Source organism: Porifericola rhodea (assembly GCF_030506305.1).
GTDB lineage: Bacteria > Bacteroidota > Bacteroidia > Cytophagales > Cyclobacteriaceae > Catalinimonas > Catalinimonas rhodea.
Map to the genome: position 1 here is coordinate 2,420,308 of NZ_CP119421.1, position 11,619 is coordinate 2,431,926.

At 41.1% G+C, this 11,619-nt stretch carries 9 protein-coding genes; 8 read left to right on the top strand and 1 reads right to left on the bottom strand.

Annotated elements, in window-relative coordinates:
• Positions 1 to 16 precede the first annotated feature (16 nt).
• The 4 genes from PZB74_RS10005 (at position 17) to PZB74_RS10020 (ending at position 6,137) form a co-directional block, all read left to right on the top strand.
• A complete protein-coding gene (locus tag PZB74_RS10005; RefSeq protein ID WP_302242455.1) occupies positions 17 to 658 on the top strand; it encodes a carboxypeptidase-like regulatory domain-containing protein in 642 nt (213 codons plus the stop codon).
• Between the two features lie 189 nt (positions 659 to 847).
• Complete coding sequence (locus PZB74_RS10010; protein WP_302242456.1) at positions 848 to 2,605, top strand: complex I subunit 4 family protein; 1,758 nt, start codon at positions 848 to 850, stop codon at positions 2,603 to 2,605.
• 6 nt (positions 2,606 to 2,611) lie between these two features.
• Entirely contained in the window at positions 2,612 to 4,186 is a 1,575-nt protein-coding gene (locus PZB74_RS10015) for an NADH-quinone oxidoreductase subunit N (RefSeq protein WP_302242457.1), read from the top strand.
• Between the two features lie 46 nt (positions 4,187 to 4,232).
• The gene (locus PZB74_RS10020) at positions 4,233 to 6,137 is read left to right on the top strand and encodes an amidophosphoribosyltransferase (protein ID WP_302242458.1); all 1,905 of its coding nucleotides are present in this window, start codon (positions 4,233 to 4,235) and stop codon (positions 6,135 to 6,137) included.
• Between the two features lie 72 nt (positions 6,138 to 6,209).
• Here PZB74_RS10020 and PZB74_RS10025 read toward each other — a convergent pair whose 3' ends face one another.
• A complete protein-coding gene (locus PZB74_RS10025; protein ID WP_302242459.1) occupies positions 6,210 to 6,752 on the bottom strand; it encodes a YfiT family bacillithiol transferase in 543 nt (180 codons plus the stop codon).
• 880 nt (positions 6,753 to 7,632) lie between these two features.
• Here PZB74_RS10025 and PZB74_RS10030 point away from each other — a divergent pair.
• Genes PZB74_RS10030 through cheB form a run of 4 tightly spaced genes read left to right on the top strand, consistent with a single transcriptional unit; the run spans position 7,633 to position 11,615 of the window.
• A complete protein-coding gene (locus tag PZB74_RS10030) occupies positions 7,633 to 9,621 on the top strand; it encodes a methyl-accepting chemotaxis protein (protein ID WP_302242460.1) in 1,989 nt (662 codons plus the stop codon).
• A 39-nt stretch (positions 9,622 to 9,660) separates the two neighbouring features.
• Complete coding sequence (locus PZB74_RS10035) at positions 9,661 to 10,188, top strand: chemotaxis protein CheW (protein WP_302242462.1); 528 nt, start codon at positions 9,661 to 9,663, stop codon at positions 10,186 to 10,188.
• A gap of 18 nt (positions 10,189 to 10,206) precedes the next feature.
• The gene (locus PZB74_RS10040) at positions 10,207 to 10,563 is read left to right on the top strand and encodes a response regulator (protein ID WP_302242463.1); all 357 of its coding nucleotides are present in this window, start codon (positions 10,207 to 10,209) and stop codon (positions 10,561 to 10,563) included.
• A gap of 11 nt (positions 10,564 to 10,574) precedes the next feature.
• Entirely contained in the window at positions 10,575 to 11,615 is a 1,041-nt protein-coding gene (cheB, locus tag PZB74_RS10045) for a chemotaxis-specific protein-glutamate methyltransferase CheB (protein ID WP_302242464.1), read from the top strand.
• Positions 11,616 to 11,619: the final 4 nt, after the last annotated feature.

The following is an 11,619-nucleotide window of genomic DNA, read 5'->3' on the forward strand; positions in this document are numbered from 1 at the left end:
AGCTGATTTGAAGGATATGCATAAAGTCATAGGGGTAATAGGGTGTATGTTGCTGATGCTCATGCTGTCTACTACTACAGTACAGGCCCAGGGTAAAAGCAGCGTGATTCAGCTTTCAGGACTAGTTTTAGGTGAAGATAGCACTTCAGCCTTAGCAGGAGCCAATATTTATGTGCCTGCTGCGGGGCGAGGTACGTCTACCAATCAGTATGGTTATTTTTCTTTGCCAGTGCTGGCCGGAGACAGCGTTATTATTAGTTCTATCGGTTATAAAAAGCAATACTATCTGGTGCCCGAAAAACAAAGAGAGGGCCTAACCATAGTGGTAGAGTTACAGACAGATACTACCTACCTACCAGGAGTTGTAGTCTTTCCTTTCCCCACTGAAGAGATTTTTAAAGAAGCGGTGCTTGCCTTGGAACTGCCCAACCAAGACCAATACGATAACATGGACGAAACCCTTAATGCAGACCTGCTCGCCAGAATGTTTGAAGCTATGCCTATGGATGGTAGCATGAACCACCGTTACTTCATGAATCAGCAGTTTGATCGTTTGCAGTATGGAGCAGGACCACGCCCTAACCCTTTGCTTAACCCTTTTGCCTGGGCAGAGTTTATTAAGTCTTTAAAAAGAGGCGATTATAAAAAAGATAAATAAAGCTTTAATTGACCTTATATAGCTTGGCCTGGCAATTAGTCAGGCTTTTTTAATGCCCTGTATTTTTAAAAGAAGGTAATCAAAGGAACTGCTTTGTAAAAAATATGTCTGTACAATTTATCTTTCCATCAGAATAGCTAATTTTGAAGCTTCGTTAACAAGCGATACAAACTGAGTCAGCTTGATTACATGGATTCATACCTATTATCACTTTTAATATTTATTCCTCTGACAGTAGCATTCGTTATGTTGCTGCTTCCTGCACGACATGTACAGGTTTTCAGATGGATGACTTTATTGGCTACCCTGCTACAACTAGGCGTAGCCATTTTTGTGTACACCCGTTTTGAGCATACCCCTCAGGCCGCAAGCGAAGATTACGCGAACAGCAGCAGGTATGCTGTTATCCAGCTAACAGAAAAAGCAGACTGGATACAAATGGATATGGGGAGCCTGGGCACCCTGTCTATTGACTATTATCTGGGAGTAGACGGGCTGAGCATCAGCATGGTGCTTCTTGCGGTACTGGTACTGACAATTGGAGCTATATCATCCTGGAGTATTCGCAACCATGTAAAGGGCTACTTTCTTCTGTATTTGCTGTTAAGCGCCTCAGTAGTAGGTTGCTTCCTTGCACTGGATTTCTTTCTTTTTTATCTCTTTTTTGAGTTTATGCTACTGCCCATGTACTTTCTTATTGGTATGTGGGGTGGGCCCAGAAGAGAATATGCCGCCATCAAATTCTTTTTATACACCCTCCTGGGTTCTATTTTTATTCTGATTGCAATTATTGGCCTTTATGTAAGCGTAATTGACCCAGTAGAAACAGCTTTGTCGCTAGGGCTGGCTACCCATGCAGATCAGGTAAACCCTCAGATCATTGAGCAGGTACAATCTTTACTCGCTAGTGGTCAGATAGCCTCAGAAAATCTGGTTCGTACTTTTAACATGCTAGCCATGATGGATTCCGCCAATTATATCCCCGGTACTATCCTCAACATATTAAGCCAGGCGAGCCTCTTGGGTTTATCTGTCAGACTATGGGCTTTTCTTGCTTTACTAATAGGCTTTGCTATCAAGCTACCGGCAGTACCGCTGCATACCTGGTTGCCTGATGCCCACGTAGAAGCGCCCACACCCATCTCGGTTATTCTTGCAGGTATACTCTTAAAAATCGGGGCTTATGGAATGTTACGAACTGCTTACAGCATTTTTCCGGAAGGGGCAGTACACTATGCCTGGTGGATAGGCCTCTTTGGGCTAATAGCAATTATCTATGCAGGAATGAATGCACTGGCCATGAAAGATCTGAAAAAACTGATTGCTTACTCTTCCGTTTCTCATATGGGCTTTGTAATGCTGGGGCTTGCTTCCTTAACGGTTGAGGGAATCAGCGGTGGTATTTATCAAATGTTTAGCCATGGTCTTATTTCGTCTATGCTGTTTTTGGTAGCTGGTGTTATTTATGATCGAACGCACGATCGTATGATTGCGCACTACGGCGGCTTAACGGCTAAAATGCCATACTTTACCGCACTGGTGGTCATAGCCTTTTTTGCCTCACTGGGGCTTCCTGGTTTTTCGGGTTTTATTGCAGAGATGCTGGTTTTCTTGGGTGCATTTAACTCTGCTACATTAAATGAACTGCTCCCCCGCTGGATGCCAATACTAGCTACCCTGGGTCTGATATTAGGTGCTGCTTACTACCTCTGGACTCTACAAAGAATGTTTTTTGGTACTTATTATGTCAGAGATACTGCCTGGACAAGCAAGCTAAAAGATTTAAATGTCAGAGAATATATAATGCTAGTGCCTCTGGCCTTCGCCATTGTAGTTTTTGGTATTTTCCCTCAGGTGCTTATTGATATGATAGACGCTACTGTCAGTAATTTTGTGTATTACGTCAATACACAGGGAAAAGAAAATTTACAGCTCATATTCAGATAAGTCTACGTGCAGCAATTTATAGATACCGATACCTTAGAGCGTCAGCTCACTAATATAACAGAGAGTCTCAGGTACCTACTACCTGAAGCTGTACTGCTAGCTTTTCTTCTGTTGCTACTACTGTCGGATCTCATCTTTTCCAAAAGAGCAACTTACTGGCTGATCAGTATCTCTCTGCTGGGTTTTATAGCACATTTATTCTCCCTTTACTTACAGTGGAAAACTCTGCTTGGTACTCAGGAAAGTCTTTTACTGCTAGACATGCTTCACCTAGATGGAATGGCTATCTTTTTTAAGGGCCTATTTTCATTGGCAGGAGTGTTGGCCATTCTTTTGAGCATACATTACCGCAGTGGAACCAAAGAGATGGGTATAGAATCATTGCGTAGCCTGGGCGAATACTATGTAATACTTTATGGCCTTATCTTAGGAGCTTCGCTCATGGCTATGTCCGCTAATTTCTTAATGCTTTACCTATCCTTAGAGCTTGTGTCTATCTGCTCTTACATTCTTACCAATTTTAATTTTGACAAGAAAAGCGCAGAGGCAGGGATCAAATACTTACTCTTTGGAGGAGTAGCCTCTGGACTAATGTTATATGGTATCTCTTTAATTTATGGATTTGGCGGAAGCTTACTATTTACGGACCTTAGCCTGCTAGAAGGCTTGATTGAAATACCAGCACCAGCTTTGCTGATAGCCATCATGTTTGTTTCTGCGGGTTTGCTGTTCAAAATTTCTTCAGTCCCATTTCATATCTGGACTCCTGATGTTTACGAAGGTGCTCCTACACCTGTAGTAGCTCTTTTTTCAGTGGTGCCTAAGTTGGCGGGTCTGGTCCTGCTGCTTCGTATCCTTCCTCTTTTTGATGGTCTTTACACTAACATACCTTACCTGGATTGGCAGTGGGCATTAAGCGCAGTGGCGATCATTACCATAGTAGTAGGTAACTTTGCTGCGCTGTCTCAAACTAATGCTAAGCGTATGCTCGCTTACTCTTCCATTGCTCACTCAGGTTTTTTACTGATAGGTGTGGTAGCTTATTCAGAATTTGCTACCCATAGTATTGCCTTCTATGCTGCTATTTATCTGCTTATGAACTTTGCTGCCTTCCTCCTTATTAAAATAGTTAGCAGACAAACAGGCTACGAATACATTAAAGATTACAAGGGGCTGGGTAAAGAACTGCCTCTTTTAGCAATCTTAATACTGATCGTAATGATATCCCTTACCGGCCTGCCCCCCACTGCAGGCTTTACGGCAAAACTCTTCATTTTTTCCTCGCTTTGGCAAACTTATCAGGATACAAATAGCACTATTATGGTTTTGCTTTTGTTGATAGGGTTGCTTAATACAGTAGTTTCATTATTCTATTATTTGAAGATTCCTTATTTCATGTTTTTTAAACAGAAAGAAGACCTGAGTGAGGAAAAATCAGGCTTAGAAAGCCAAATAATTGATTCTTACCGTACAATACACCTGAAAGACAAGGTGTTAGCAATAATATTAATATTTCCATTACTGCTGCTGTTCTTTAAAGCAGACTGGCTGATGGAAGTAATTAAAATGATACACTTTTAACTCTGGGTTTCGTATTTTAATATAAAGCTATTATAAAAAGTCTGTTATGACCGATATTATTAAACATGAGTGTGGTATAGCCATGATTCGTCTGCGTAAACCACTTCAATATTATATTGACAAGTATGGTAGTCCGCTCTACGGTGTCAATAAGCTTTACTTGTTGATGGAGAAGCAGCACAACCGTGGACAGGATGGCGTAGGAGTAGCTAACATTAAAATAGATGTACCTCCCGGCTCTCGTTATATTAGTCGTTATCGGTCTATAGCAGAGCGCCCTATTGCTGAGGTCTTTAAAAAGATTAATAAAAAATTTAGAAAAGTAAAGAAGCAGTACGGCGACGAAAAACTTCAGGATGCGGAATGGTTGCAGAAGAATGTAGCGTTTACCGGAGAGCTTTGGCTTGGACACCTCCGTTATGGTACACATGGCAAAAATTCAATAGAATACTGCCATCCAATGCTCAGGCAAAATAATTGGAGAAGCCGTAACCTGGTAGTTGCTGGTAACTTTAATATGACTAATGTGGATGAACTGTTTGATATACTGGTAAAACTAGGCCAGCATCCTAAAGAAAAGGCGGACACCATTACGGTTATGGAAAAGATAGGGCATTTTCTGGATCAGGAAAACCAGGAGCTGTTTGACCAGTATAAGTTTAGCCATACCAACCAGCAGGTTACAGAAATAATAGAAGACACCCTGAATTTGCAGCGTGTATTGCAGCGCTCTTGCAAAGACTTTGATGGAGGCTATGCGATGGCAGGCCTTATCGGTAGCGGCTCTTCGTTTGTAGCTCGCGACCCTGCGGGTATACGTCCGGCTTACTACTATGCAGATGATGAAGTAGTAGTAGTAGCTTCTGAAAAACCGGCTATCAAAACTGCTTTCAATGTGCCTTACGATAGCATTAAAGAAATTGAGCCAGCCCATGCTCTTATTATAGACAAGCAGGGCAACTATAGTGAACAACAGTTTATAGATAAGCTGGATAAACGTTCTTGTAGTTTTGAACGAATTTACTTTTCGCGAGGCTCCGACCCCGATATTTATCACGAGCGTAAAAAACTAGGCCAACTCCTTATCCCTCAAATACTCAAAGGAATAGACTATGATTTGCAGAACACTGTGTTTTCATATATTCCTAATAGCGCAGAAACATCATTTTTAGGTGTGCTTCAGGGGCTGGAAGATCATTTGAGTAATGAGCGTATTGCTGCTATTCGTGAGGCCCAGAAAAAAGGAGACAATATTGATGAGTCTTATATCACTCGTTTGTTGTCCTTTCGTCCTCGGGTAGAAAAACTGGTGGTAAAAGATGCTAAGCTACGTACTTTCATTACCGACGATAACCAACGTGATGATTTGGTAGCTCACGTTTATGATACTACTTATGAGGTAATCAAAAAAGGAGTAGACAACATAGTGGTAGTAGACGACTCTATCGTTAGAGGAACCACATTGGAGAAAAGTATACTTCGTATGTTGGATAGGCTGGAGCCTAAAAAGATAGTGATTGTATCTTCTGCTCCACAAATTCGCTTCCCTGACTGTTACGGTATCGATATGTCTAAAATGAACGACTTTGTCGCTTTCCGTGCGGTATTAGCATTACTTAAAGAAGCACACATGGAAAACCTTATTGATGATGTGTATGAGAAATGTGTGGCTGAAGGTACTGTAAAAGGTGCACCCAATTTTGTAAAAGAGTTGTATGAACCATTTACCTATGAGCAGGTATCTGAAATGATTGGAAAGATTGTACGTCCGGCAGACCTTAAGGCAGACCTTGAAATTGTGTATCAGACTGTAGACAATCTGCATAAATCTTGTCCGGAACATAAGGGAGACTGGTATTTTACCGGCAACTACCCTACTCCTGGTGGAAATAAAGTAGTAAATAAAGCTTTTATTAACTTTATGGAAGGTAAAACAGTAAGAGCATATTAAGTATAAAAGCTATTAGCTTCAGAGCCATCTTCAGAAAGAAGATGGCTTTTTTTATACCAGAAAGAAAGACTCCTAAAATACTCCCTGGTGTTTTATAGCCTGCCGAACATGGGCGAGATGGTGGTTGCAATGCCAGGCATACATACCTATCGTTTCTCTTAAATCAAATACTGTCTGATGCTCAGGGTGAATATAGGTTCTCCCTAGCTGTATTTCATCTAATTGATCTAGCAGATAAATCCATTTAAGATGTAGTGCTTCCAAAAACTGCAATGACCATTCAATAGGGCTTTCAAGGGTATCAGCAAGCATAGCCCAGCGCGCTTCTTCATAAGGTCTTATAGCTGGCTGCTCTTCAGTGAGTGTTAGCTTAAGTCTCATCAAAGCATTCATATGGCTATCAGCACAATGATGTACCACTTGCTGTATGGTCCAGCCCTGCGGACGATAAACCCAGTTTAATGCATCCGTAGTTAAGTCTATAACTTCACTTTTTAATTTTGAAGGAAATACTGCTATATCTCCTTTCCAGGTATTCAAATGTTCAGTAGAGATAATTTCTGGCTTTTCAAATTGACCAATAGGGTATCGAAGTTCATCGAGAGAATAGCTCATAGGAGTTTATACGTTTGGGTAGTTTACAAAGCTAAAATAAAACATTCGCTCTCTTAATCTAAGTATATCATTTAATTGGGGTTAGTTTAATCCCCATAAGGACGAAGCGGGTAGAGACTACGATTAACAAGTATTTTCACTTAATAAATAATTGTTTTGCTCAGAAACGAAACTATAAAAGTGATGCTCCTAACATTGTCATACAAAGGTAAAAACAGCCTTGAAGGTTGAGCTTAAATACTTGATGACATACTTTTTTCAAAACATTAAATATAATTTTACTAACTATGAATATGATTATATTTAACTATTTGTTCAGTGCTAAAACCAAGGCTTTTTCCTGTTAATTTTTTTAAGATGTAATGAAGTAAAAAGAAAATGGCTAAATGGTATACATCACTTTAATGCTAACTACTTAAGTGATATCGTCCAGTGTATTTTTTTAGGGTGGATATTACGCCTCTATTTTATAACAAAAATGCAAAAGGTTAACTTCAGAGGGTACCAAATACAAGTTTTTCTATCAGGCCTTTATCAAGTTTTTGGTTATAAGTACTTGACTATGTGTTAATTATGATATTTTTGTATATGCCTAAATTTTTTAATCTTATAAATTTTTACCCTAGATAATTCTCACCCTAAGCGCTATTACTTACTGTAACTATGATGGTGGCAACAGTTTACGAATAGCAAGTTTTCATGAAATATTTTCATCATTACATCTGTGGAATAAGCAGATATAATGGGAGAAATATAAGACTGGTTTTGCAATAAGTTTGCCTTAAGGGAGAGTAATACAATAGACAAATTGTCTCGAGCAGAGACACTTCTATTATATCTTCCAATAAGTCTAAAGCTAATTTTTCAAAACCTAGATTGAATGAAAACGGCATCAAGTAAAAAAGACTCTGCAAAAGCCAGCACAACTTCTACAACAAGAAGTAAATCTGCTGCATCATCTGAAGTAAAAAAGCTAAAAGCACAAAAAGAGGAACTGGAGCAGCGCCTGCAAGAAATGAGTGCTATGTACGAAGAGCTTAGAGCAGCTCAGGAAGAACTTACCAGTTCAAGCCACATACAGGCAGCGGTAGATACTGGCTTTGCTTCCATAGAGTTTACACCCGAAGGATTCATTCTATCTGCAAATCAGAACTTTGTATCGGCTTTAGGTTATGAGAAGCCGGAAGATGTAATTGGTCAGCACCACAAAATTTTCTGCGAAGAGGACTACGCAGCTTCTACCGAATATCATCGGTTTTGGCAGAGCCTGGCAGATGGGCAAATCCATTCTGGAGAGTTCAAACGCGTTTCTTTGCATGGAGAAGAGGTATGGATTAACGCTGCTTACACTCCGGTAAGAGATGAAAGCGGAAAGATAGTTAAGGTAATTAAAATCGCTACAGACATTACCGAAATGGTAAATGCCAGAACAAAAGGCGAAAGCGTACAGGCAGCTGTAGACACAGGCTGGGCGTACATAGAGTTTAACCCTGATGGAACTATCATTACGGCCAACCAGAACTTCTTAAGTACTATGGGCTTTGAGCGTGAAGATGAGATCAAGAACCAACACCATAGAATCTTCTGCGATGCAGCTTATGCTGCTTCTCCTGAGTATGCAAGGTTCTGGAACGACCTGGCTAGCGGAAGAGTACAAAATGGAGAGTACCTGAGAGTAAGAAGAGATGGCAAAGAGGTATGGCTGCAAGCAGCTTATACTCCCATTAAAGACGATAAAGGTAAAGTAACCAAGGTTATAAAAATAGCTGCGGATATATCTAATGTAAAGCTTCCGGTATTGGCGGTAAGTCAGATCATCAGCAATGTAGCACAAGGTGATCTTACTAACGTTTTTGATATGCCCGCCGAAGGATATGTGCAGCAAATGGGTGATGCCCTGAATGTGGCTTTAGAGAACCTAAATGCTCTTCTAAGTAATATTGAGGAAAGTGCAGACTTCGTAGCCAGTTCTTCTGGTAGTATGCTGGAGAAAAGTGAGAGCATCAAAAACAATACGACCGAAGTAGCTTCAGCTATTGCCCAGATGGCTAAAGGAGCCCAGGATCAGGCGCTGAAAACGGATGAGTCATCTAAGTTGGTAGAAGAAGTTATGAGCACTGCTACCCAAATGGAGAGCAAAGCGGACATTATTTACCAGACTGCGGAACAGGGTCAGGTAAGCTGTGAGAACGGGATCAAGATTATTAAGAAACTGGTAGAAAATATGGAAGGGATCAGCAGTTCTGCAGGCATTACCTCTGAGTCTATCAGTGTACTAACTCAGAGAGCTGAAGAAATTGCTCGCACCCTAAACGTAATTACGGATATTGCCGCGCAAACCAACCTCTTGGCCCTTAATGCTGCAATTGAAGCAGCGCGTGCCGGAGATGCGGGCAGGGGGTTTGCAGTAGTGGCTGAAGAAATACGTAAGCTAGCAGAAGATTCAAGACGATCAGCAGTAGACATAGAAAAAATTATCGCTGATGTGCAAAAAGATACGCAGTCGGCCGGCAAAGCGATTGAGATTATGGAAAGCAGTGTAAAAGATGGAAATGTAGCTACCCAGGAAGCAGACTCTATCTTTCAGGAGATTGCGTCTTCCAGCCAGCAAACGCTCAGCTATTCAAAAGAAATTCAGAATGCGACGATGGCTCAAAAAACCTCTATTGATTCGGTAGTGAAGAATATAGAGCAGATTGTAGTTGTCGCTGAAGAGACGGCCGCCGGTACAGAAGAAGTGGCTAGTTCATCACAGGCCCTTAATGCTAGCATGACAGAAGTAACGGAAGCCAGCAACAGACTTTCCCAGATTGCCTCTGAGCTACAGTCAGGCGTAAGCCAGTTTAAACTGGTAAAGCTGAAGAGATAAGCTCAGAAAAGTGCCCATTTATCAACAAAACAGACAATCATGGCAAGTCAAGATCATAATGCTGGAGAAGAGCAGGAGCAAAATCTGGAAAGGCACCAACTAATCGTCTTTAAGCTAGGCCAGGAAGAGTACGGCCTGCACATAGACCAGATCAAAGAAGTAGTGCTTACGCCACACATCACTCGAATGCCTAAAACTCCTTTTTACATCAAGGGGGTGGCTAACATTCGTGGAAACATTATCGCAATCGTAGATCTGGAAGAGAAATTCGGGCTAAAGGAGCTAAGTGATAAAGATATAAACGAAGCCAGACACTATACCCTGGTTGTAGAAAGCGAAACTTTTAAAATGGGTGTACTGGTAGAAGAAGTCCCCAACACGCTTTCTGTTACCTCAGCGGAAATAGACGATTCTCCTAATCTTATGCAGGATAACGAAGACGGCGGAGATTACATTAGTGGCATTGTAAAGGTAAAAGATCGCCTGATCATACTTATAGATATTTTCCAGGTAATGGCTGAAAAAGAAGTCAGTCAGGTATTACAAAAAGAAAAAGTCGTAGCATAAAATAATAAACAGAAGACAATGGCAAAAAGTGTATTAATTGTAGACGACTCATTGTACATGAGAACGTTGATCAAAGATGCTGTAGAAGAAGCAGGATACGAGGTAGTGGGGCAGGCAGCTAATGGTGAAGAAGCTGTAGACCTTGCGCTCGAGCTTCAGCCCGATATCATTACCCTGGATAATATTCTTCCAGATATGATAGGAACCGATATCCTCAAAGTGTACAAAGAGGAAGAACTAGAGTCTAAAGTGGTGATGATTAGTGCCGTAGGGCAGGAGTCAGTAATCGCAGAAGGTAAGTCATTGGGCGCCATAGATTATATCGTTAAACCTTTCACTGCTGAAAAGTTGATGGAAGTGCTCAGTAAAATATAAACCGGCATCAAATGGCTTCTCAGAGAATCAACACAGTATTAATTGAGGACTCGGGACTGATGCGCATTTTACTGGCTGATATTTTGAGAAGTGATTCCGATATCGCGCTGCTTTCTACTGCAATCAATGGCAAAGATGGAGTAGAAAAAGTGAAAGAGCTAAAACCAGATGTCGTTATTACCGATATGGTAATGCCCCATTTTGACGGACTACATGTGGTTAGTGAACTGATGAAGCAGCACCCGGTACCTGTTATTTTGCTTAGCTCACTGGAGAAGACAAACCCCAAGATCTTTGATGCATTAAGCGCCGGAGCTTTTGAGTTTATAAACAAAGAGCAGGTAGTGGCTTTATCCAAAGTGGGAAGTTTTCCGCTAAATGAGCTGATAAAATCCGCGGCAAAAGCAGAGAGTGCGCTTTTTAGCTCACGCATGATTCGTAGAAATACGAACGCACATAGTTTTTCTAAAGATTTGCCCTATCAGATTATCGCCATTGGTGCTTCTACTGGAGGGCCTGCGGCAGTAGAGGCTATCATTAGACAAATGCCGGACAACCTGAGTATCCCGATTGTAATTGCTCAACATATGACTGAGCAGTTTTTACCTTCGTTTGCTCAGCGTTTGAATAAGTTAAGCCCCTTAAGAATTAAAATTGCCGAACGCAACGAAACACTGGAAGGGGGGACTATATACATTGCGCCGGGGCATATGAATACCAAAGTAGTCCATAATCCGATTACTGCTAAGCCCACTCTTGCTTTTACTAACAAAAAGTTCAAAGAGTTCAACAACCCTTCTGTAGACTGTCTGCTTAGCTCAGTGGCAGAGGTATATCGCGAAAAAGCAATAGGCGTAATTCTTACCGGAATGGGTAAGGACGGTACGGTGGGGCTTGAAGCTATCTACAAACAAAATGGCTACACCATCGCTCAGGATAGTACATCTTCAGTAGTATTCGGAATGCCCAAATCCGCGATAAATAAAGGGGTAGTAAACCAGGTAGTAAAAATCCGTGAAATAGGCGGCTTTTTAATGAGTTGTTTGTCATAACATT